This window comes from Bradyrhizobium sp. ERR14 (genome assembly GCF_014198235.1).
In the GTDB taxonomy this organism is placed as follows: Bacteria; Pseudomonadota; Alphaproteobacteria; order Rhizobiales; family Xanthobacteraceae; genus Bradyrhizobium.
The window spans coordinates 54,186-77,459 of record NZ_JACIHD010000016.1 but is presented as its reverse complement, the minus strand read 5'-3'; the positions used below and the strand labels follow the sequence as shown (position 1 = coordinate 77,459).

The following is a 23,274-nucleotide window of genomic DNA, read 5'->3' as shown; positions in this document are numbered from 1 at the left end:
CCCTCCCGCGCCATTTGGCCTCTTGGCGTGCCGATTGCGGCGCAGCCCCGACTGCGCAACAATATGCGTGGGGGCTGAGCACTAGACGAGGATCGACAGATGCCGCCGTTCGTCGCTTTCGCGGGCGTCCTGGGTGGGCTTGCCGTGGTCCGCTGGGCCTACAAGACCGCTGTCCGGATCAATCAGGAGCTGGAGGAGATGCGCCTGTCGCGTGTCGCCGAGGCCGCCCATATGGGGAACATCCAGACGCTGAAACGTGATCCCGTGACTGGAGCTTACCGGCCGGGGTAGCGCTCTCAACACGTAAGGTGCCGTAGGGTGGGCAAAGCGAAGCGTGCCCACGACAGCACCTCAATCCTGGAAAGATGGTGGGCACGGCGCAAGCGCGCCTTTGCCCACCCTACGGCACCTCCCGGGATGAGGCCTGATTGGCCCGAATCCGCCCCGTTTGCCTTGATTCCCACCCCCGCCGTCGATACGGTCCCGCGCGATTCAAAACCCCCCGCGAGAGCCTGATCTGACGATGGACGCCTCATTGCCCGCCCATATGCGCCCGGAACGCTCGTTCCAGGGCTTCATCCTCGCGCTCCAGCGGTTCTGGGCCGAGCAGGGCTGCGTGATCCTGCAGCCCTACGACATGGAGATGGGCGCGGGCACCTTCCATCCGGCGACCACGCTGCGCGCGCTTGGGCCAAAGCCCTGGAACGCGGCCTATGTGCAGCCCTCGCGCCGTCCCAAGGACGGCCGCTACGGCGAGAACCCGAACCGGATGCAGCACTATTACCAGTTCCAGGTGATCATGAAGCCGTCGCCGCCGAACCTTCAGGAGCTGTACCTGAAGTCGCTCGCCGCAATCGGCATCGATTCCGCCGTGCACGACATCCGCTTCGTCGAGGACGATTGGGAGAGCCCGACGCTGGGCGCCTGGGGCCTTGGCTGGGAGTGCTGGTGCGACGGCATGGAAGTCAGCCAGTTCACTTACTTCCAGCAGGTCGCGGGCTTCGAATGCGCCCCGGTCGCGGGCGAGCTCACCTACGGGCTCGAGCGTCTCGCGATGTATGTGCAGGGCGTCGACCGCGTCTACGACCTCAACTTCAACGGCCGCGACGGCGATGCCAAGGTCACCTATGGCGACGTCTTCCTGCAGGCCGAGCGGGAATATTCGAAGCACAACTTCGAAGTCGCCGACACCGCGATGCTGTTCGAGCAGTTCAAGATGGCGGAAGCGGCCTGCCGGAAATATCTCGACGCCGGCTGGAAGGACGACAAGCGCGAGGCGCATCTGATGGCGCTGCCGGCCTACGACCAGTGCATCAAGGCCAGCCACGTCTTCAACCTCTTGGACGCGCGCGGCGTGATTTCGGTGACGGAGCGGCAGAGCTACATTCTGCGCGTGCGCGAATTGGCAAAAGCCTGCGGCGAGGCCTGGATCCATACTGAAGCGGGCGGAGCGGCCTGATGCCCGAACTTTTGCTTGAACTGTTCTCGGAAGAGATTCCCGCGCGCATGCAGGCTAAGGCGGCGGACGATCTGCGCCGTCTCGTCACCGATAAGCTCGTTGCCGAAGGCCTGGTGTACGAGGGCGCGAAAGCGTTCGCGACGCCGCGCCGGCTCGCGCTCACCGTGCACGGAATCCCCGCGCGCCAGCCTGACCTCAAGACCGAACGCCGCGGGCCCAAAGTCGGCGCGCCCGACGCGGCTGTGCAGGGCTTCCTGAAGGCGACGGATCTGAAGTCGCTGGACGAAGCCAAGATCCAGCGCGACCCCAAGGGTGATTTTTACATCGGCTTGATCGAGAAGCCCGGCCGCGACGCGATCGACGTGCTCGCGGAAATCCTGCCCGTCATCATCCGCACCTTCCCCTGGCCGAAATCGATGCGCTGGGGCGCGCGATCGGGCAAGCCGGGATCGCTGAGCTGGGTGCGCCCGCTGCACGCGATCACCGCGACGTTCGGGCTTGAGACCGAAGAGCCTGATGTCGTGAAGTTCGAGGTCGACGGCATCGAGACCGGCCAGACCACCTACGGCCATCGCTTCATGGCACCGGACGCGATTTCCGTGCGCCGTTTTGAAGACTACGAAGCGAAGTTGAAAGCCGCAAAGGTCATCCTCGATCCGCAGGCGCGCAAGGACATCATCTTCGCCGACGCCAAGGAGCTGACCTTCGCACAAGGCTTCGAGCTGGTTGAGGATCAGGTGCTGCTCGACGAGGTCTCGGGCCTCGTCGAATGGCCCGTTGTCATGATGGGATCGTTCGAAGCGGAATATCTCGCCATCCCGGACGAAGTGATCCGCGCCACCATCCGCAACAACCAGAAGTGCTTTGTGGTCAAGGATACCAAGACCGGGAAGCTGACCAACAAGTTCGTCCTCACCGCCAATATCGAGGCGACCGACGGCGGCAAGGTCATCGTATCAGGCAACGAACGCGTGATCCGTCCGCGCCTGTCGGATGCGAAGTTTTTCTACGAGACCGATCTGAAGACGAAGCTCGAGGATCGTCTGCCGAAATTCGAGCAGATCGTGTTCCACGAGAAGCTTGGCACCCAGGCCGCGCGCATCAAGCGGATCGAGAGCCTTGCTGCCGAGATCGCGCCGCTGGTCGGTGCCGACGTGGCCAAGGCGATGCGCGCCGCGCATCTGGCGAAGGCGGACTTGCTGACCGAAGTCGTCGGCGAATTCCCTGAAGTGCAGGGCCTGATGGGCAAGTACTACGCGCTGGCGCAGGGCGAGGATGGCTCCGTCGCCGCGGCGTGCGAGGAGCACTACAAGCCGCAAGGGCCTGCAGATCGCGTGCCGACCGATCCGGTGAGCGTCGCGGTGGCTTTGGCGGACAAGATTGATACGCTTGTTGGCTTCTGGGCGATCGACGAAAAGCCGACGGGGAGCAAGGACCCGTATGCGCTGCGTCGTGCAGCGCTGGGCGTGATCAGGCTGATCGCCGAAAACGGCCTGCGGCTCTCGCTCACGAAGGTTGCGGCTTCCGCACTTGCTGGCTTGTTGGTGAAGCCTGCCGATGCCACGAGGCTTCCGAGCGATCTGCTCGCCTTCTTCGCCGACCGCCTCAAGGTCCAGCTCCGCGAGCAGGGCGCGCGGCATGATCTTGTCGACGCCGTGTTCGCGCTCGGCGGTCAGGACGATCTCCTGATGATCGTCCGCCGGGTCGAGGCGCTGGGAAAATTCCTGGAGAGCGACGACGGCAAGAACCTGCTCGCCGGCACCAAGCGCGCCAGCAACATCCTCTCGATCGAGGAGAAGAAGGACAAGCGCAGCTTCGACGGTGCGCCCGATGCTGCACTTTATGGTCTGGCCGAGGAGAAGGCGCTGGCAAAGGCGATCGGCGAAGTGCAGGCGGAGGCCAGCGCCGCCGTTGCCAAGGAGGATTTTGCCGCCGCGATGAGCGCGATGGCCAAGCTGCGCCCGCCGGTCGATGCGTTCTTCGACAAGGTTCGCGTCAACGACGACGATGCGAAGGTGCGCGAGAACCGCCTCAAGCTGCTGAACGAGATCCGCAGCGCCACGCGCGCGGTGGCGGATTTCTCGAAGATCCAGGATTGAAGCCGCGGTCGCGCGGCGAACACCGCTGTCATTCCGGGGCGCGCGTAGCGCGAACTATGGTGCGCAATTGCGCACCTGAGAATCTCGAGGTTCCGGGTTCGGTCCTCCGGACCGCCCCAGAACGACAGAGAAGAAAAAGCCCCGCCCGGCGGGGGGAAGACCGGGCGGGGCCTGATGTCCGATTTAACACTGCTCGCGCCAGCCTGATGTGACGCGCCGGACATCTAGTCGATGTCAGCCAGTCGATGTCAGTCCAGCACCTCGACGATGCGGCGCGAGCGCGGCTCGACCAGCACGGTTTCGCCGTTCACGACGGTGTAGCGATAGGTGGTGGCACCGAAGCGTTGCGGCACGTCATAATAAGTGACGCCGCTTTCGGGTAGGGTGGCGCCGACCACGATGCGATCCGGAATGCGGAAGGCTGGCACACGTTGCTCGACGACATAGTCGCGGAAGGCGGGCCGCTGGTCGGCCGCAATGGTCGGAGCGCTGTCGACCACGGCGGGCGCGCGTCCGACGGTGACACCGCTTTGCGCCTGCGCCGCAACGGGCGAGCCGATCGCGGTCGCGAGCGCTGCAAGAGCGAGAATCCTGTTCCGCATGGACAACTCCTTCGACGTGATTTTATTTTCGGACGCGTCATTGGCGCGACCGGTTGGCCAATGCATGCACCCTTCGCAATGTTCCGGGAAAAGGCCTGCCGCATTCGCGGCAATTTCAGGCAGTTTTCGTGGGTGCCGGAACTCGCATCGCCTCTTGCGCGTCTCTACTCGCGGAACCGGGAGGACTATGATCCGCCCGCGATTCGCCCCACCTCCACAGAAAGATAATTCATGCACATCACCGTCGCCCACATTTCGCCGATCCTGTCGTTGATTGCGGGCGTGCTCATCCTGATCATGCCGCGACTCCTCAACCTGATCGTCGCGATCTTCCTCATTGTGAACGGTGCGATCGGGCTCGGGCTCCTGAAATGGCTCCGCTTCTAGGCGTTCATTTTCCGGAACTGTCCGACTTGCGCGGGCCCGCCCAAAATGGTGTAAGGCCCGCGAATTCCCATTCCTCTCGCAGGTTGTGTGCAAGCTATGGCCAAAGCCGCCTCGAAGCCCAATAAAACTCCAGCGAAATCAAAGTCTTCCGCCAAGGCGAAAGCCGCGCCGGCAGCCCGCAAGACGCTTGCCAAGAGCGCGCCCAAGCCGGTCGCCAAAGCTGCCGCAAAGCCGGTCGCCAAAACGGCCGCAAAGGCTGCTGTCAAGCCGGCGGCGAAGGCTGTGACCAAGGCGGCTCTGCCGAAGGTCGCCGCGAAGCCTGCACCGAAGAAGACTGTACCGGCCAAGGCCGCGCCAGCCGCGGGCAAGGCCGGCAAATGGGTGTACACGTTCGGTGACGGCAAGGCCGAAGGCCGCACGGAGATGCGCGACCTGCTCGGCGGCAAGGGCGCGAACCTTGCCGAGATGGCCAATCTCGGCCTGCCGGTGCCTCCGGGCTTCACCATCCCGACCTCGGTCTGCACTTACTTCTACGCGCACGACAAATCCTATCCGAAGGAGTTGCAGTCGCAGGTTGAGAAGGCGCTCGACTATGTCGGCAAGTTGACCGGCAAGGTCTTCGGCGATGCCAAGAACCCGCTGCTCGTCTCCGTGCGCTCCGGCGCGCGCGCCTCGATGCCGGGCATGATGGATACCGTGCTCAATCTCGGCCTCAACGACCAGACCGTGGAAGCGCTGTCGGAATTGTCGGGCGACCGCCGCTTCGCCTATGACAGCTATCGCCGTTTCATCACCATGTATTCGGACGTGGTGCTCGGCTTCGAGCACCATCACTTCGAGGAAATCCTCGACACCTTCAAGGACGGCCAGGGCTACACCCTCGATACCGACCTCGCCGCCGAGGATTGGGTCGAGCTGGTCGGCAAGTACAAGGACGCCGTCGCACGCGAGACCGGCAAGGACTTCCCGCAAGACCCGCACGATCAGCTCTGGGGCGCGATCGGCGCCGTGTTCTCATCCTGGATGAACGCGCGCGCGGTGACCTACCGCAAGCTGCACGACATTCCGGAATCCTGGGGCACCGCGGTCAACGTGCAGGCCATGGTGTTCGGCAACATGGGCGAGACCTCGGCGACCGGCGTTGCCTTCACCCGCAACCCCTCGACCGGCGAGAGCAAGCTCTACGGCGAGTTCCTGATCAACGCGCAAGGCGAGGACGTGGTGGCGGGCATCCGCACGCCGCAGGACATCACCGAGGAGGCGCGCCAGGAATCGGGCTCCGACAAGGCGTCGATGGAAGCGGCGATGCCGGAGGCCTTCAAGGAGCTGACGCGGATCTACACGCAGCTCGAGAAGCACTACCGCGACATGCAGGACATGGAGTTCACCGTCGAGCGCGGCAAGCTCTGGATGCTGCAGACCCGCGGCGGCAAGCGCACCGCCAAGGCAGCGCTGCGCATCGCGGTCGAGCTCGCCAATGAAGGCCTGATCTCGAAGAAGGAAGCGGTGACCCGCATCGATCCGGCTTCGCTCGATCAGCTGCTGCATCCGACCATCGATCCCAACGCCAAGCGCGACGTGATCGCGACCGGCCTGCCGGCATCCCCGGGTGCGGCCTCCGGCGAGATCGTGTTCTCCTCGGACGAAGCGGCCAAGCTTCAGGGCGACGGGCGCAAGGTCATTCTGGTCCGCATCGAGACCAGCCCGGAAGACATCCACGGCATGCACGCCGCCGAAGGCATTTTGACCACCCGCGGCGGCATGACCTCGCACGCGGCGGTGGTCGCGCGCGGTATGGGCAAGCCCTGCGTCTCCGGCTGCGGCACCATCCGCGTCGATTACGGCCGCGGCACCATGAGCATCGGTTCGCGCACCTTCAAGACCGGCGACGTCATCACCATCGACGGCTCGCTCGGCCAGGTGCTCGCCGGCCGCATGCCGATGATCGAGCCGGAGCTGTCCGGTGAGTTCGGCACGCTGATGGCCTGGGCCGATCAGGTCCGCAAGATCGGCGTCCGCGTCAACGGCGACACCCCCGACGACGCGCGCACCGCGATCAAGTTCGGCGCCGAAGGCATCGGCCTGTGCCGCACCGAGCACATGTTCTTCGAGGAGACGCGCATCCGCACGGTGCGCGAGATGATCCTCTCCGAGGACGAGCAGTCCCGCCGCGCGGCGTTGGCAAAACTGCTGCCGATGCAGCGCGCCGACTTCGTCGAGCTGTTCGAGATCATGAAGGGCCTGCCCGTCACGATCCGTCTGCTCGACCCGCCGCTGCACGAGTTCCTGCCGCACACCCACGCCGAGGTCGAGGAAGTGGCACGCGCCATGAATACCGACCCGCGGCGCCTGGCTGACCGCGCGCGCGAGCTCTCGGAGTTCAATCCGATGCTCGGCTTCCGCGGCTGCCGCATCGCGATCGCCTATCCGGAGATCGCCGAGATGCAGGCGCGTGCGATCTTCGAGGCGGCGGTCGAAGCCGAGAAGCGCACCGGCAAGGCCGTCGGCCTCGAGGTGATGGTGCCGTTGATCGCGACCAAGATGGAGCTCGACCTCGTCAAGGCGCGGATCGATGCGACCGCGCAGGCGGTGATGCGCGACACCAACACCAAGCTGACCTATCAGGTCGGCACCATGATCGAGCTGCCGCGCGCCTGTCTGCTCGCGGCCGAGATCGCAGAGTCGGCCGAGTTCTTCTCGTTCGGCACCAACGACCTCACGCAGACCACCTACGGCATCAGCCGCGACGACGCGGCGAGCTTCCTCGGTCCCTATGTCGCAAAGGGCATCCTGTCGGTCGATCCCTTCGTCGCGCTGGACCAGGAAGGCGTCGGCGAGCTCGTCAAGATCGGCGTCGCGCGCGGCCGCAAGACGCGGGCGAAGCTCAAGGTCGGCATCTGCGGCGAGCACGGCGGCGATCCCGCCTCCGTCGCCTTCTGCCACAACATCGGCCTCGACTACGTCTCCTGCTCGCCCTACCGCGTGCCGATCGCCCGGCTCGCAGCGGCGCAAGCCGCACTCGGCAAGGCGATCGCCAGCCAGGCGTAAGCAGAGCTAAATGCTGGAATGAGAGAGGCGGGGCCAAAACCCCGCCTCTTTTTCGTTTTCGCGATGCTCTCGCCAACCCGTCATTGCGAGCGCAGCGAAGCAATCCTGAATCTCTCCACGGCGGCAGCCTGGATTGCTTCGTCGCAAGAGCTCCTCGCAATGACGAGGTGGAAGCTCGGACAACTAGGAACCACGCGCGCGTCCCGTAATGATACGCGCCAGCAAGAGTTCCTTCACCATTCGCGTTGACCGGTTGTTTACCGCTTCGCGTGACGACGCATTTACCACCGTGCGCGATCACCCCGTGAAAACACCTGCAATCGCTTGAGTGTGCTGCACGCGCAACGCCGATTAACGCCCCGGCAACCTAAATTGGATACTTACGATAAAGATCGAATTGCACGGATGTACTGCGTTTCGATTTTTCTGGCGTAAGCGTAGCGTGAGCGTATCGATGTCTGTGTTGCGTAACCATCCGAAGGGCGCGCGGTTCGCGTCCTTCGGCATCGGTCTCTGCATCTTCGCATTGATGCCGAGAGAGACCGGCTATCAGGATATTGCCTCTCTGCTGGCGCGCCAACCCGGCGTCGCCGAGCGTTGGCAGAAGCAGGTGTTCTCCGCGGCGTCCTCGATCCAGCTCGCCACCTACAGCTTTTCCCGCCCCATCGGCACCTCGGTTCCGCAGAGCGCGATGGTTCGCCTGGCGAGCCTCGATGGCCGCGACGTCACCGGCGCGATCAGCCGCAATCCGGCGCTGCAGGCTGCGCCGCGCTACCAGGCTTCCGACTTTCCCAAGGTCGATCGCTCCATGAAGGGTGATCGCCTCGCAACCGTGACCCCGACCGAGACCCCCGAAGCGCCCGCTGCGGCGCCGGCGCAGCAAGATCCCGCGACGTCCAACAGCTCGGTGTTCGGCGCCAAGACTGCCGCGCTGCCGCAGGCGATGTCGCCGGAATCCGCGGCCGCGCTCGATCCCGAGCTGCAGGAGGCGCTCCGCGCGCCACCGCTGCCGCAATATACTAATGCCCCGCGGGCCAGCGACGCCGCGCGCGCTTTCGCGGTGCAGCCGCTCGAGGCGCTGAAGCGGACCACTGCGCCGACGACGCCGGTGCGGGATCCCTTCAGCGTCAAGACCTCCAATCTCTTCTTTGGCAGTTCCTCGCTCGGCGGCAATCTCGAAAGCATCGAGAGCTGGCAACCCGGCGCCGAGCCGCTGATCGTGATGCCCGATCCCGACATGAAGGTGACGGCCTCGCTATCGCCGCCCACAGTGGACATCGCCAAGGATATCGAGAGCGGCGAGAGCGTCGCGCCGAAAGGCGAGGTCAACGCCGACAACCAGCGCGCCAGATCGCCGGCGGAGCGTCTCGCGCTCGACGACAAGTCGCGGGCAAAATCCGAGAAGTGCCTTGCGGAAGCGGTCTATTTCGAGTCGCGCGGCGAGGCCGTTCGCGGCCAGATGGCCGTCGCGCAAGTCGTGATGAACCGCGTGTTCTCCGGAAAATATCCCGACACCGTGTGCGGAGCGGTCTATCAGAACAAGCACCGCCATCTCGCCTGCCAGTTCACCTTCGCCTGCGACAACAATGCCGACGTGATCCGCGAGCCCGAGATGTGGGAGCGCGCCAAGAAGATCGCGAAGGCGATGCTCGACGGCCAGATCTGGCTGCCCGAGGTGGGCAAGTCCACGCACTATCATGCCTACTGGGTGCGCCCGTCCTGGGTCGCCGAGATGAAGAAGATGTACAAGACCGGCGTGCACACCTTCTATCGGCCACGCGCCTGGGGCGACGGCAGCGAGGAACCGAGTTGGGGCACGCCGGCCCAGACCGCCGCGCTGTCGGCCGAGCTCGCGCAGGAAGCGAAGAGTTCTGCGGAAATGGGTGCGAGCGAGCGGCGCTGAGGCAATCAATCGTCGCGGCAGTGAAGGTGCGCTCCCTCTCCCGCTCGCGGGGGAGGGTCGGGGAGGGGGTGTTTCCACAGGCGAGAACCCCAGTGTGGAGAGAGCCCCCACCCGGCGCTTCGCGCTGACCCCCCGCAAGCGGGAGAGGTGCAGCCAGCCCCGGGCTCAGAGCGGTGATCTCACATCTCAATATCCAGCGCGCAATCAAAGTTCGGCGCCGAATGCGTCAGCGCGCCCGCCGAAGCGTAGTCGACGCCGGTCGCCGCGATGGCCGCGATCGAGTCCAGGGTCATGCCGCCGGACGCCTCCAGCTCGAGACGACCCTCGTTGATCCGCACCGCCTCGCGCAGCGTCGCAAGGTTCATGTTGTCGAGCAGCACGGCGTCGGCCATCCCGGTATCGAGCACCTCGCGCAATTGCGCCAGCGTATCGACCTCGATCTCGATCTTGACGAGATGGCCGGCGTGGGCGCGGGCGCGCTCCAGCACCGCACCGATGCCGCCGGCGACCGCGATGTGGTTGTCCTTGATCAGGATCGCATCGTCGAGGCCGAAGCGGTGGTTGAAGCCGCCGCCGCAGCGCACCGCGTACTTCTCCAGCGCGCGCAGCCCCGGCGTGGTCTTGCGCGTGCAGCAGATGCGCATTTTCGTGCCTTCGGTGCGGGCGACATAGTCGGCCGTGAGCGTCGCGACGCCCGACAGGCGGCCGACGAAATTCAGCGCGGTCCGCTCCGCCGTAAGAATGGCACGCGCCGGCCCCGAGATCGTCAGCACCTGCTGTCCGCGGACAACGCGTGCGGCGTCACGGACGTGCGCACGCACGTCGATGTCGGGTGAGAGCTTCTGCAACGTCGCCAGCGCCAGCGGCAGGCCCGCGATCACGCCCGACTGGCGCGCGACCAGAATGGCTTGCGCCCTGGTCGCTTCCGGGATCGTCGTCAGCGAGGTGATGTCGCCGGCGCGGCCGAGGTCCTCGTCGAGCGCGCGCTGCACCGCTTCGTCGATCGCAAGCGGCGAGAGAAAGGCGTCGGGATAGAGCAGGGAGGTGGGGGTAATCATGGCAAACTCCATCAGGCGATCATGGGTTGCGCAACGCGCGGCCGGGAACTCAGGCTCTCCGCGATCTCGCGCACCGCGGCGAGTGTCGTCATCGTTCGCCGCGCCTGCGCAGGGACGTCAGCGGGATGGTCGGAGCGGAAATGCGCGCCGCGACTCTCGCGCCGGCTCCACGCCGAGGCGGCAACGAGCAGGGCGGACGTCGCCATATTGCGCAGCGCGAGGCTGGTTGCCTCGCGTTCGAGCGCGGCGAAGTGGTGCACGGCCTCGGTGAGGCCGTCGCCCTTGCGGATCACGCCGACATGGGCGCTCATCATCGCGCGCAGCCGCTTCCCGGCCAGAGCATCCGGCGTGCCGCCGCGCGGTGTCACCAATGCGTCGGGGAGGCGGTCGGGCGCGGGGATCGAGCGGCCGGCGATGTCGTCGGCGATGCGCGCGGCGTAGACCACCGCCTCCAGCAGCGAGTTCGAGGCGAGCCGGTTGGCGCCGTGCGCGCCGGTCGACGACACCTCGCCGCCGGCCCAGAGTCCGTCGATCGAGCTGCGGCCGCGCGCATCCACGGCGATGCCGCCCATGTGGTAGTGCGCGGCGGGCGCAATCGGGATGGCTTGCGTGGCCGGATCGATACCGGCGGCAATGCAGCTCGCATGCACGGTTGGAAATTTGTCAGCGAAGCGCGCGCCCAGCGCCTGCCGCGCATCGAGGAAGGCGCCGCGACCGGCCGCGATCTCGGCGAATACGCCGCGGGCCACGATGTCGCGCGGCGCCAGCTCCGCGAGCGGGTGACGCGCTGGCATGAAGCGCTCGCCATTGCCGTTGATCAGCGTTGCCCCTTCACCACGCAGTGCTTCGGTCGCGAGTGGTGCGGGATCGCGGCCGACCATGATGGCGGTCGGGTGGAACTGCACGAATTCCGGATCGGCGATCACGGCACCGGCACGCGCGGCGATGGCGAGGCCGGAGCCGCTGGCTTCCATTGGATTGGTCGTGACGGCGTAGAGATGTCCGATGCCGCCTGTGGCAAGCACCACCGCGCGCGCAGCGAGCAGGAACGGTCGAGCCGTGGGATTGCCGGCTTCGCGCAGTTGAAGGCCGGCGACGGCACCGTTCTCGGCCAAGAGGGCTTCGGCGACGAGCCCTTCGATGACACGGATCGACGGCGTGCGGCGCACCGCGTCGCTCAAGGCCGCGATGATCGCGGCACCGGCACCGTCGCCTCGCACATGCACGATGCGCCGGGCCGAATGTGCCGCTTCGCGTCCCACGGCGAGCCTGCCTTCGAGATCGCGATCGAAGGGGACGCCATAGGTCAGGAGATCGTGGATGCGCGGCGCGGCCTCGCGCGCGATCCCAAGTGCAACCGCCTCGTCGACGAGGCCGCCGCCGACCGCGATGGTGTCGGCGGCGTGGGCTTCGGGCGTGTCACCCTCGGCCACCGCCGCGGCGATGCCGCCTTGCGCCCATGCGGATGATGCGCCCTGTCCGAGCGGCGCGGCCGAGATCAACGTCACCGGCCGCGGCGCGAGCTTCAGCGCGCAGAATAGTCCGGCAAGGCCGCCGCCGACGATGACGATATCGTCGGTGCGGGTGAGGTTGTGAATGTTGTTGGTCATTGTTCTCTCCATTCACTCTGCCGTCGTCCCTGCGAACGCAGGGACCCATACGCCGCGGCGGAAGTTGTTGTGCGAAGCTGCGCGTTGCCTCTCTTCGCCAAACATCTTCCTGTGGTCAGCGCGACGAGCGCGAGCGCTCGCGCGGGGGTCCCGGATCTGCGCTACGCTTGTCCGGGACGACAGCTGTGTGTGACGCTGCATGTGTTGTTAATTCTTCAGATTGATCATCCGCTCGACCGAGCGCCTTGCGCGATCCGCAAGTGCGGGATCGATCGTCACCTCTTCGCGGAGCGTCAGCAGGCTGTCCAAAATGTTGGCGAGCGTGATGCGCTTCATGTGCGGGCAGAGATTGCAGGGGCGCAGCATTTCGACGTCAGGCAGCTCGGCGCGCACATTGTCGGCCATCGAGCATTCCGTGATCATCACCAGCCGCCGCGGCCGCTTTTCGCGCACCCAGTTGATCATGTGCGCGGTCGAGCCGGTGAAGTCGGCTTCCGCCAGCACGTCCGGCGGACATTCGGGATGTGCGATGATCTGCACGGACGGATCGGCCTCGCGAAAGGCGCGCAGCTCTTCGCCCTTGAAGCGCTCGTGCACCTCGCAGGCGCCCTTCCAGGCGATGATCTTCACGTCGGTCTTCGAGGCCACGTAAGTGGCGAGATAGCGATCGGGCAGGAAGATCACGCTTGGCGCGTTCAGGCTCTCGACCACCTGCACCGCGTTCGAGGAGGTGCAGCAGATGTCGACCTCGGCCTTCACCTCCGCCGAGGTGTTGACATAGGCGACGACAGGGACGCCCGGAAACTTTTCGCGGAGCAGGCGCACGTCGGCGCCGGTGATGCTGGCGGCCAGCGAGCAGCCGGCGCGCGAATCCGGGATCAGCACCGTCTTGTCCGGGTTGAGCAGTTTTGAGGTCTCCGCCATGAAGTGCACGCCGCACTGGACGATGACATTGGCCTCCACCTTGGTGGCCTCGACCGCGAGCTGCAGCGAGTCGCCACCGATGTCGGCGACGCAGTGGAAGATCTCCGGCGCCTGGTAGTTGTGGGCGAGGATCACCGCGCCCCGCGCTTTCTTCAGGTCGTTGATCGCCTTGATCGTCGGCGCCATCAGCGGCCACTCGATCGGGGGGATGACGTGCTTCACGCGCTCATAGAGCGGGGCGGTGGCGCGTTCGACCTCCGCCGTCCATCCCAGCGAAGGCGTCGGCAGCGCGCGCGCTGTGGGAGCCGGTGCGGGGCGGGGAGAGGAGGCGAGATGGCCCTGCGGCCGGTTGGCAAAATCGTCTGGACCGTAGATTTCAGTGATCGGCATTAAAGCCTCCCTCGCATGTCATTTATACTCAATATGAGTATATGTAGGGCCTGAGTAATCCGGCCGAGGGGCCGGAGCGGGTTTCATCGATCCTCATATATGCTCAATATGAGTAAATCAGAAATAGCACGCTCTGCCGAGGACGGCTAGGTCTTGCCGCACACAATCTCGTCAGGTCGTCGTCCGACGCGTCTGGCGAGGCCAGATTGAAACGCAATGCTCCCGCGGCAGCCCCTCGTGGAATGCAACCGTTTTTGATTTGGGATTTTCATGCAAATGCATTAAATGACGCATTCGCGGCCGCCTCTTTGCGAATCCGCCAATGACAGACGGGGAATACCATGTCGACATCAGTGGGCGAACTCGCTCCGGCCTCACGTTCCTCCAGCTGGCGTACCCCCGCCGTCATCATTTTGTGCGGCTGCGCGATCGGCATGCTCGGCTTTGGCCCGCGCTCGGCGCTCGGTTTCTTCGTGCAGCCGATGAGCCATGAATTCTCCTGGGGCCGCGACGTGTTTGGCCTCGCCATCGCCTTTCAGAATTTGCTGTGGGGACTGGGTCAGCCCATCGCCGGCGCGGTCGCCGATCGCTTCGGCCTGTTCCGGGTGATGTGCGTCGGGGCGCTGCTCTATGCCGGCGGCCTCCTGCTGATGCGCTATTCCTCGACGCCGCTGTCGCTCAACATCGGTGCCGGCGTCATGGTCGGCTTCGGACTCGCCGGCTGCTCGTTCAATCTGGTGCTGTCGGCATTCACCAAGCTGCTGCCGGCCGAAAAGCGCGGCCTCGCGCTCGGTGCCGGCACGGCCGCGGGATCATTCGGGCAGTTCCTGTTCGCACCGATCGGCGTCGCGTTGATCGACAATTTCGGCTGGCAGCAGGCCCTCTCCGTGTTCGGCTTCCTGATGCTGCTGATCATCCCGCTGTCACTGGCGCTCTCGACGCCGCCGGCTGCAACTACGGCCAGTGCGACGCCGGCGGATGAGCAGACCATCACCAGGGCGCTCGCCGAAGCCTTCGGTCACCGCTCCTATGTGCTGCTGGTGCTCGGCTTCTTCACCTGCGGATTCCAGCTCGCCTTCATCACCGTGCATCTGCCGGCCTTCCTGGTCGATCGCGGCATCTCGACGCAAACCGGAGGCTGGGTGATCGCGGCGATCGGCCTGTTCAACATCATCGGCTCGCTCAGCGTCGGCTATCTCCAGAACTCGCTACCCAAGCGCTACATCCTCTCGGCCATCTACTTCACGCGTGCGCTCGCAACCCTCGCCTTCATTTCGTTCCCGATCACGCCGTTCTCGGCGATCGCGTTCGGTGCGGTCTCCGGCCTGACCTGGCTGTCCACGGTGCCCCCGACCTCGGCGCTGGTGGCGCTGATGTTCGGCACGCGCTGGCTTGCGACGCTGTACGGCTTTGCCTTCGTCAGCCATCAGGTCGGCGGCTTCCTCGGCGTCTGGTTAGGGGGCATCGTCTTCGAACGCTTCGGTTCCTATACGCCGATCTGGTGGCTCTCGATCCTGTTCGGCGTGCTTTCCGCGCTGATCAATCTTCCGATCGTGGAGAAACCTGTCGTTCGGGCGGTTGCGCAGCCTGCCTGATCGGCTAAACATCCCGGTCAAACCAGTCAGGGAGTTCAGCTGTGGCCACATTCAAGGCGATCCGGATCGACAAGGCGGACAAGGGCACCACCGCCGCGCTGACGCAGTTCGATGAAGCCGAGCTGATGGACGGCGACGTCACCGTCCGCGTGGAATGGTCGACGCTGAACTACAAGGACGGCCTCGCGCTCACCGGCAAGGCGCCGGTGGTGCGCCGCTTCCCGATGATCGCCGGCATCGACTTCGCCGGCACGGTCGAGCAATCCTCGCATCCGCAATGGAAAGCGGGCGACAAGGTCGTCTGCACCGGCTGGGGCATGGGCGAGACCCATCTCGGCGCCTATGCCGAGCTGGCACGGGTGAAGGGCGACTGGCTGGTCGCCTTGCCGCAAGGCCTGTCGGCACGCGATGCCATGGCAATCGGCACCGCCGGCTTCACTGCGATGCTCTCGGTGCTGGCACTGGAGAAGCACGGTCTCTCGCCGAAGAGCGGCCCTGTGGTGGTGACGGGTGCTGCCGGCGGCGTCGGCTCGATCGCCACCGCCGTGCTCTCGAAGCTCGGCTACCACGTCATCGCTTCAACCGGCCGCGCCTCGGAGGCCGACTATCTGAAGCATCTCGGAGCAGCCGAAATCATCGACCGCAACGAATTGTCGGCGCCGGCTAAGCCGATCGCAAAGGAGCGCTGGGCGGGTGGCGTCGACAGCGTCGGCTCGACCACGCTGGCGAATCTGCTCTCGATGACGAAATACGGCGGGGCCATCGCGGCCTGCGGCCTGGCCGCCGGCATGGACCTGCCGTCATCCGTCGCGCCCTTCATTTTGCGCGGGGTGTGCCTTCTCGGCATCGATTCCGTGATGTGCCCGATCGAGCCGCGGAAAGCCGCCTGGCAGCGCCTGGCGTCAGATCTTGATCGGACTAAACTATCTGAAATCACTCATGAAATTTCCCTCGATCAGGTTTCGGAGTGGGGCGCAAAAATCCTGGCCGGCCAGGTCCGCGGCCGCATCGTGGTAAAAATTGTCTAACGGCGTTCAGACTTTACCAACCAAGCTGCTTCAATGTCGCCATGGTTAGTATGGTAAGCAGCGGGTAAAGAGATAAGGCATCGCCCGCCGCGGGGGTTAGTTCGGAGTTGAGCATGCTTGCGCGTATTGTGTTGGGGGCTGTCACGGCGGCAGCAACGTTTGCGCCGGCCCTTGCCGGAAGCATGAACGCCGACGAGGCGCGTCGCTTCGTGGCAGGCAAAGTGTTTGCCTTCACCTGTTTCGACGGCACCCGCGGCGCGGGCCGCATCCTGGACGATCTCGGCGCCGCCGGTGCGGTGCAGTTCTCCGGCGCTGGCCCGGTCAAGCATCTCCGCCTGCCCGGCAATACGCTCCAGATCCGTGGCCAGAATGTCTGCGCCTCGATCAAGGGCATTCCATTCGAGCCTTGTTTCAACCTGGAAAAGACCGACGATCGCAGCTTCCGCGGCTCGGTATCGGGGATGGGCTTCGCCTATTGCGACTTCCATCACCAGGGCGGCAACCAGATGCTGATGGCGCGCGCTGCGGCGCGTCCGCGCTCGCTGCACAGGACAGAGCACACCGGTTCCGTCGGCGCGTCCAACACCGAAGTTGCCGCGCGCGTGGAGACGCCGCGTGTCGAGAGCAGCCGGCTCGAGCCGGTGAAGTCGGAGCCCGCCAGGAACGAGGGCCCGCTGGAGCTGCGCCGTTCCACCCAGTGAGTCGGCTGCACGGGATAGCCCGCGCACTTTGTCGTTGAAGACGTTCATCGAACGCCAAGCCGCCGCGCCGTAGTCATACGGACGGCGGCTTTCATGCGTTGGTAGCTGTTCGCGCGCCAGTTTGCGGACGGCCGGGGGGCGCGGCCCGATAAAAGGGTTCAACGATGTCGCTGTACTTTTTCCGCATCAGCACCGGTCGCTATTCCGGCGCCGCCGACCAGCCGTACGAGTTCGACGATCGCACAGCCGCCTGGACCGAGATGACCGAGGTCTGCGCCAATCTGCTCGGCGGCATCGCGCGCAGCCTGAAGCCGAACGCCGAATGGTGCATGGAGCTGCTCGACGAGGACAAGAAGCCGGTCTTCCGCATCAGTCTCGTCGGTGAGAGCGTAACGGGTCCTATCACTGCGTGTGATTAACCTGTTAAGCGCGCATACCGTGCTGAAATTCAAGGGGTTTTCCTACCGATCCCGTATTTGCCGGGAGGCCGCGTTAACCAAATTGGAATGGTGAACGCATACTTTTTGGACAAGGGCGATCAACGCCGAGGGCGGCTGGCAATGACTCGGCCGCGCATTCCCTAGGGGAAGCATGCCCATGTTGAGCCTCGTTCAGAATTTGCGGATTGGGACCAAGCTGGCGATCTCATCGGCGGTCGGCATCCTCCTGGTCCTCGCGATGATAGCAGGTCAGGTGATCGGAAACGGCAACGTGCGCCGGTCCAGCCAGACGGCGTCCGAGCAGCAGGAGCTCGCACGCGAGGCAGTCGAATCCAAGCTCGCGGCGCGCGCCATGCAGCTCGCCGCACGCGACATCCGCCTCGCCAATAATTCAGATGAACTGCAGAAGGCGCGCGACGCGCTGGTCGAACGCGCCGGTCATTTGGTGAAGCTTGCCGACGCAATGCTCACGCTCTCGCACGTGCCGGAAAACCGCGCGAGGATAGAGAAGCTCAAGGTCCTCACGGCGAACTACCTCAAGGGAGCTCAGCAGCTCGCATCCGTGCGCGGTGCCGCCGTGGCTCTCACGGGCGAGGATGCCGCTACTCGCCTCGCCAAGCTCGTCGATGAGGGGACGCGTCTCGCCCGCGAGGTCACGTTGCCGATCGCAGGCGAAATAGACCAGGCTGCCAATCAGATTGCCGACGTCGCCAGGCACAGAAGCGAAGAGGAGATTGCGGCCTCCGCGCGGGAGATGGCGTCCAGCGAGCATATCGCAATAGTCATCGGCGCTTTCACGGCGCTCGTCCTCCTCGGCTCCTGGCTCACGTCGTTCCTGACCATCGCACGGCCGATCCGCGCGCTCACGGTGGCCATGGACAAGCTCGCCGGCGGCGACTTTTCCGTGGTGCTGCCCGGTCTCGGCCGCAAGGACGAGGTCGGCGGTGTCGCGGCGGCTGTCGAGAAGTTCAAGATCGTGTCCGAACAGAAGGCGCGCGAGGAGGCCGAGGCCAAGATCAGGCAGGATCAGGCTGCAGCCGTGCAACGCAAGGCCGAGATGTCCAGGCTGGCCGATGGCTTCGAGGCGGCGATCGGCGAGATCGTCGATACCGTGTCATCGGCCGCGACTGAACTGGAAGCGTCTGCGTCGACGCTCACGTCGACTGCGGCGCGCGGACAGGAACTCACCACCATGGTTGCTGCCGCCTCCGAAGAGGCGTCCACCAACGTGCAGTCGGTGGCGTCGGCGACCGAAGAGCTGTCGTCGTCGATCACGGAGATCAGCCGCCAGGTGCAGGAATCCGCGCGCGTCGCCAGCGAAGCGGTCAGCCAGGCCCGCACCACGACCGACCGCGTCGGCGAATTGTCGAAGGCGGCGGCGCGGATCGGCGACGTGGTCGAGCTGATCAACACCATCGCCGGCCAGACCAATCTCCTGGCGCTCAATGCGACCATCGAGGCCGCGCGCGCCGGCGAGGCGGGCCGCGGCTTTGCCGTCGTCGCCTCCGAGGTCAAGGCGCTCGCCGAGCAGACTGCGAAAGCGACCGGCGAGATCGGCCAGCAGATCGCCAGCATCCAGACCGCGACCGAGCATTCGGTCGGCGCCATCAGGGACATCAGCAACACCATCGAGAAGCTGTCGGAGATTTCCTCGACCATCGCGGCTGCCGTCGAAGAGCAGGGCGCGGCGACGCAGGAGATCTCCCGCAACGTGCAGCAAGCGGCAGAAGGCACTCACCAGGTCTCCTCCAACATCACCGACGTGCAGCACGGCGCGAGCGAAACCGGCTCGGCATCCTCGCAGGTACTGGCGGCGGCGCAATCGCTGTCCGGCGACAGCAACCGCCTCAAGCTCGAGGTCGGCAAGTTTCTCGGCACCGTGCGCGCCGCCTGAACCGCGACATTCCTCGGCAGATCTGCTTGCAACCGCCGCGTGACCGCGCGGCGGTTGCGCGCGTTCGTAATTCGACGCCGCGACCCTCGGCGCGCGGGGTTAACTTTCCGGAAAAGCGACGCAGTCATGATTGCCGCAATTTCCCGGATGCTGAGTCGTCCTTCGCGTATTGCGTCTCAATCGTTGGAGCACATTCATGAGTGGCATTTCCATTCGCCTCACTCACAAGGTCATGGCGATCGGACTGTTCGGCCTCATCGGGCTCGTCGCCTTCGGCACGATCTACCAGATTGGCAGCCTCTCCCAGGACACGTCTCGCAACGCCGCCGAAGAGGCGCGCAGGCTGTCCGATCTGAACCAGCGGATCACCCATCAATTGCTCGAAGCGCGCCGGGCCGAGAAGGATTTCCAGCTTCGCCGCGATCAGTCCTATGCGAAGCGTCACGCCGAACTTGCTTCCAACATTACCCACAATCTTGATCGTCTCGGCAGCGCGACGCGTGCGGCAGGGTACGCGGCAGTCGGGGAAAAGGCGTCACTGGTCCGCGCCGGGTTCGAGAGATATGTGAGCGAATTCGCGGCCGTCGAACGGGCCGAGGTCAAGCTTGGATTGAACGAGACCCTCGGGTTGTCAGGCTCGTTGCGCACGGCGGTGCACGACATCGAGACCAAGCTCAAGGACGTCGACGATCCGAGGCTCACCAGCGGCATGCTGACGATGCGTCGTCACGAGAAAGATTTCATGTTGCGCCGCGACCCGAAATACCTCGACGCCCTGAAGAAGACGGCGACGGAATTCTCCGGGCAAATCGAGGCTTCGGCGATCCCGCCGGCCGTCAAGGCCGATATCGGCAAGAAGCTCTCCAAATACCAGGACGACTTCGTGGCGTGGGTAGCCGGCGCGCAGGATCTGGCCGCGCACGGCTCGGCGATGTCCAAGGAATTCCGCACCATCGAGCCCGTGCTCGACGAGATCGAAAAGACCGTCAGTCAGCGATATGACGCGGCGAAGGCCGCCGAAGAGTCGATGCGGGCCTCGATCAAGCTGTGGATGTGGGTCGCACTCGGATGCTCCATCCTGCTGGTGGGAAGCGTGTCCTTCTTCACTGGCCGCTCGATCTCGACCGCGCTGATCGCCATGGTGCGGTCGATGACCGGTCTGGCAAACGGTGACACCTCCGTCGTGATCCCCGGCGTCGGCCGCAACGACGAGATCGGCGAGATGGCCGGCGCGGTCGCGGTCTTCAAGACCAACATGGCGGAAGCCGATCGGCTGCGCGCCGAGCAGGCCGAAGCGGACGCGCGTGGGCGAGAGCAGCGCAAGCTCGATATGCAACGGCTCGCCGATACGTTCGAAGGCGCCGTCGGCGAGATCATCGAGACGGTGTCGTCGGCGGCCACCGAGCTCGAGGCGTCGTCGAACACGCTGACCCACGCCGCCGAGCGCGGCAACGGGCTTGCCATCGCCGTGGCGGCGGCCTCGGAGGAGGCGTCCGCCAACGTGCAGTCGGTGTCGTCCGCGAGCGAGGAATTGACCTCCTCGGTCTCCGAGATCAGCCGCCAGGTGCAGGAATCGGCGCGTGTCGCCGACGTCGCCGTCGGGCAGGCCCAGCGCACCAATGCGCGCGTCGCCGAGCTGACCAAGGCCGCTTCCCGCATCGGCGACGTGGTCGAGCTGATCAACACCATCGCCGCGCAGACCAACCTCCTGGCACTCAACGCGACGATCGAAGCGGCGCGGGCGGGCGAAGCCGGCAAGGGTTTTGCGGTGGTCGCGACCGAAGTGAAGGCGCTTGCCGAGCAGACCGCGAAAGCCACCGGCGAGATCGGTCAGCACATCGGTGCGATCCAGACTGCGACAGACGAATCCGTCGGCGCGATCAAGGAGATCGGTGACACCATCGCGAAGATGTCGGAGATCTCGTCGACCATTGCCGCTGCGGTGGAGGAACAGGGTGCCGCCACGCAGGAGATCTCCCGCAACATCCAGCACGCCGCGCAAGGCACTTCCTCAGTGTCGTCGAACATCGCCGACGTCCAGCGCGGCTCCGGCGAGACCGGGGCTGCCTCGGCGCAGGTGCATTCGGCCGCGCAGTCGCTGTCGCAGGAGAGCAACCGGCTGAAGAGCGAGGTCGCGCGCTTTCTGGACTCGGTACGGGCGGCCTGAGGCGGTCGTCCGGTGCATGTGGTGGTGCGTCGTGTTTCGCGTCGCAGCACGAGGTGTCCGTGCAGCAGCACGAGACGGTTGCGGAGAAAATAACGCCCGACGAGACCGACCCGTAGTTTTACGTAGGCTCCTGTTAACGCCTGCTTGCAATTATGGGGCGCAATCTTACGGGATAAGAACCAGCCAGCATTGTTGAACTGACCTTCGCCCGGCCGTCCGTCGTGACGCCTGTGGCGCGGGTGACGTGCGCGCTGCCAGGGTATCATCGGGATTTGTGTGATGTCGAAGTTGTCGATCGTTTTCAAGCTTCTGACCGTGCTGTCGGTCCTCGTTCTGTCGCTCGCCGGTGTCGGCGTGACGGCGATCGGCACCATGCAGAATATCAACGCTCACACGGTCGAGATTGCACAGAGCTGGCTGCCGAGCGTGCGAGCGCTCGGGTCCATGCGCGCCGACATCAACGAGCTGCGCGTCGCGCTCCGTTTGCACCTGATGCAGGACACCGCCGAAGGCAAGGAAGCCGCCGAGAAGCGGCTGGCCGGCTTGCGTGAGCGCATCGAGAAGACACGCAAGGTCTACGAGCCGCTGATCACGGTCGCCGAAGAGCGCGCGCTCTATGAGCAATGGAGCAAGGCGTGGGGCGAATATCTGAACGGCGTGCAGGAGACGATGGCGCTGTCGCGCAAGAGCGTCGGCCGCTTCCCGACCGACGCCAACGAGATGTTGCAGACCAAGGTCGCCAAGATGGCCCAGGCCGCCGATCCCCTGCTTCAGAAGGGGATCGAGCTCAATAACCAGGGCGCCGAGCTGGAGACCAAGCAGGCGGCCGACAGCTACGCCACGATCTTCCGCGTCCTGGTCGGCATCATCGTGCTGTCGGTCGTGATCGCGATCGGCGCCGCCTATTATCTCGTGCGCGACGTCTCTCGCGGCATCGCCTCGATCATTCGTCCGATGCAGTCGCTCGGCGAAGGAGACCTCTCGGCCGAAGTGCCGCATCGCGGCGAGAAGACCGAGATCGGCTCGATGGCGGATGCGCTCCAGATCTTCAAGGAAGCACTGGTTGCCAAGAAAGCCGCCGATGAGGCGGCCGCACGCGACGCCGAAGCCAAGATCGAACGTGGTCGCCGCGTCGATGCCATCACGCGCAATTTCGAGGCCATGATCGGCGAGGTCGTCGAGACCGTGTCTTCGGCCTCGACCGAGCTTGAGGCCTCCGCGGCCACGCTGAGCGGCACGGCGCAGCGCGGCCAGCAACTCGCAACCGTCGTTGCGGCAGCGTCCGAGGAAGCTTCCACCAACGTCCAGGCGGTGGCGTCCGCCTCGGAGGAGCTGTCGTCCTCGATCACCGAGATCAGCCGCCGCGTGCAGGATTCGGCGCGGATGGCCGCGGAAGCCGTCGAGCAGGCGGCGCGGACCAACGATCGCGTCAACGCGCTGTCGCAGGCGGCCTCCCGCATCGGCGACGTCGTCGAGCTCATCAACACCATCGCCGGCCAGACCAACCTCCTGGCGCTGAATGCGACCATCGAAGCGGCGCGCGCCGGCGAAGCCGGTCGCGGCTTTGCCGTCGTCGCCTCCGAGGTCAAGGCATTGGCCGAGCAGACCGCGAAAGCGACCGGCGAGATCGGGGCGCAGGTTGCAGGCATTCAGTCCGCGACGCAGGAATCCGTCAGCGCCATCCAGGAGATCGGCGGCACCATCGAGCGGTTGTCCGAGGTGTCCTCGGCCATCGCCGCCGCCGTCGAGGAGCAGGGCGCCGCGACGCAGGAGATTTCGCGCAACGTCCAGCAGGCCGCGCTCGGCACGCAGGAAGTCTCGTCCAACATCACCGACGTGCAGCGCGGCGCGATCGACACCGGCTCGGCCTCGGGCGAAGTGCTCTCGGCGGCGAAATCGCTGGCGACCGACAGCACCCGCCTGAAGGTCGAGGTCGCGCAGTTCCTGGAATCGGTCCGCGCGGCCTGAT

At 65.3% G+C, this 23,274-nt stretch carries 17 protein-coding genes; 13 read left to right on the top strand and 4 right to left on the bottom strand.

Translation table 11 applies throughout. The features are described from left to right. The first annotated feature begins 99 nt into the window (after positions 1 to 99). The 3 genes from GGD62_RS30795 to glyS all read left to right on the top strand — a co-directional run bounded on the left by GGD62_RS30795 (position 100) and on the right by glyS (position 3,558). The gene (locus GGD62_RS30795; protein ID WP_008131462.1) at positions 100 to 291 is read left to right on the top strand and encodes a hypothetical protein; all 192 of its coding nucleotides are present in this window, start codon (positions 100 to 102) and stop codon (positions 289 to 291) included. A gap of 232 nt (positions 292 to 523) precedes the next feature. Continuing rightward, on the top strand, positions 524 to 1,459 hold the full coding sequence (locus GGD62_RS30790; protein ID WP_038948278.1) for a glycine--tRNA ligase subunit alpha: 936 nt from the start codon (positions 524 to 526) through the stop codon (positions 1,457 to 1,459). Then, the gene (glyS, locus tag GGD62_RS30785; protein ID WP_183711908.1) at positions 1,459 to 3,558 is read left to right on the top strand and encodes a glycine--tRNA ligase subunit beta; all 2,100 of its coding nucleotides are present in this window, start codon (positions 1,459 to 1,461) and stop codon (positions 3,556 to 3,558) included. Before GGD62_RS30790 ends, glyS begins: the two co-directional genes overlap by 1 nt. Before the next feature lie 248 nt (positions 3,559 to 3,806). On the opposite strand, the gene GGD62_RS30780 is transcribed toward glyS, so the two are convergent. After that, positions 3,807 to 4,160 carry a DUF1236 domain-containing protein gene (locus GGD62_RS30780; RefSeq protein ID WP_179735219.1) on the bottom strand — a complete coding sequence of 118 codons (354 nt, stop codon included), beginning with the start codon at positions 4,158 to 4,160 and terminating at the stop codon, positions 3,807 to 3,809. A gap of 231 nt (positions 4,161 to 4,391) precedes the next feature. On the opposite strand from GGD62_RS30780, the gene GGD62_RS30775 reads away from it, so the two are divergent. The 3 genes from GGD62_RS30775 (at position 4,392) to GGD62_RS30765 (ending at position 9,498) form a co-directional block, all read left to right on the top strand. After that, positions 4,392 to 4,547, top strand: coding sequence for a DUF3096 domain-containing protein (locus GGD62_RS30775; protein ID WP_008562090.1), 156 nt, complete (start codon positions 4,392 to 4,394; stop codon positions 4,545 to 4,547). A 96-nt stretch (positions 4,548 to 4,643) separates the two neighbouring features. Next, the gene (gene ppdK, locus GGD62_RS30770; protein ID WP_026202919.1) at positions 4,644 to 7,595 is read left to right on the top strand and encodes a pyruvate, phosphate dikinase; all 2,952 of its coding nucleotides are present in this window, start codon (positions 4,644 to 4,646) and stop codon (positions 7,593 to 7,595) included. Between the two features lie 454 nt (positions 7,596 to 8,049). Then, the gene (locus GGD62_RS30765; RefSeq protein ID WP_183711906.1) at positions 8,050 to 9,498 is read left to right on the top strand and encodes a cell wall hydrolase; all 1,449 of its coding nucleotides are present in this window, start codon (positions 8,050 to 8,052) and stop codon (positions 9,496 to 9,498) included. Between the two features lie 179 nt (positions 9,499 to 9,677). Here the strand turns inward: GGD62_RS30765 and nadC are convergent, their stop codons facing one another. The 3 genes from nadC to nadA all read right to left on the bottom strand — a co-directional run bounded on the left by nadC (position 9,678) and on the right by nadA (position 13,480). Then, the gene (gene nadC / locus GGD62_RS30760; protein ID WP_183711904.1) at positions 9,678 to 10,556 is read right to left on the bottom strand and encodes a carboxylating nicotinate-nucleotide diphosphorylase; all 879 of its coding nucleotides are present in this window, start codon (positions 10,554 to 10,556) and stop codon (positions 9,678 to 9,680) included. An 11-nt stretch (positions 10,557 to 10,567) separates the two neighbouring features. Beyond that, a complete protein-coding gene (locus GGD62_RS30755) occupies positions 10,568 to 12,166 on the bottom strand; it encodes an L-aspartate oxidase (RefSeq protein ID WP_183711902.1) in 1,599 nt (532 codons plus the stop codon). 207 nt (positions 12,167 to 12,373) lie between these two features. Continuing rightward, complete coding sequence (gene nadA, locus GGD62_RS30750) at positions 12,374 to 13,480, bottom strand: quinolinate synthase NadA (protein WP_183711900.1); 1,107 nt, start codon at positions 13,478 to 13,480, stop codon at positions 12,374 to 12,376. Positions 13,481 to 13,821: 341 nt separating this feature from the next. On the opposite strand from nadA, the gene GGD62_RS30745 reads away from it, so the two are divergent. The 7 genes from GGD62_RS30745 to GGD62_RS30715 all read left to right on the top strand — a co-directional run bounded on the left by GGD62_RS30745 (position 13,822) and on the right by GGD62_RS30715 (position 23,273). Beyond that, positions 13,822 to 15,075, top strand: a complete 1,254-nt coding sequence (locus GGD62_RS30745) for an MFS transporter (RefSeq protein ID WP_092262434.1) — start codon at positions 13,822 to 13,824, stop codon at positions 15,073 to 15,075. A gap of 41 nt (positions 15,076 to 15,116) precedes the next feature. After that, positions 15,117 to 16,103 carry an MDR family oxidoreductase gene (locus GGD62_RS30740; RefSeq protein WP_183711898.1) on the top strand — a complete coding sequence of 329 codons (987 nt, stop codon included), beginning with the start codon at positions 15,117 to 15,119 and terminating at the stop codon, positions 16,101 to 16,103. Positions 16,104 to 16,216: 113 nt separating this feature from the next. After that, on the top strand, positions 16,217 to 16,804 hold the full coding sequence (locus GGD62_RS30735; RefSeq protein WP_018323366.1) for a hypothetical protein: 588 nt from the start codon (positions 16,217 to 16,219) through the stop codon (positions 16,802 to 16,804). Positions 16,805 to 16,968: 164 nt separating this feature from the next. Then, on the top strand, positions 16,969 to 17,223 hold the full coding sequence (locus tag GGD62_RS30730) for a DUF6894 family protein (RefSeq protein ID WP_018323367.1): 255 nt from the start codon (positions 16,969 to 16,971) through the stop codon (positions 17,221 to 17,223). Between the two features lie 178 nt (positions 17,224 to 17,401). Further along, entirely contained in the window at positions 17,402 to 19,138 is a 1,737-nt protein-coding gene (locus GGD62_RS30725; protein WP_183711896.1) for a methyl-accepting chemotaxis protein, read from the top strand. A gap of 196 nt (positions 19,139 to 19,334) precedes the next feature. Next, a complete protein-coding gene (locus GGD62_RS30720; RefSeq protein ID WP_183711894.1) occupies positions 19,335 to 21,305 on the top strand; it encodes a methyl-accepting chemotaxis protein in 1,971 nt (656 codons plus the stop codon). Positions 21,306 to 21,584: 279 nt separating this feature from the next. Then, positions 21,585 to 23,273 carry a methyl-accepting chemotaxis protein gene (locus GGD62_RS30715; RefSeq protein WP_183711892.1) on the top strand — a complete coding sequence of 563 codons (1,689 nt, stop codon included), beginning with the start codon at positions 21,585 to 21,587 and terminating at the stop codon, positions 23,271 to 23,273. The last annotated feature ends 1 nt before the right edge of the window (position 23,274 follow it).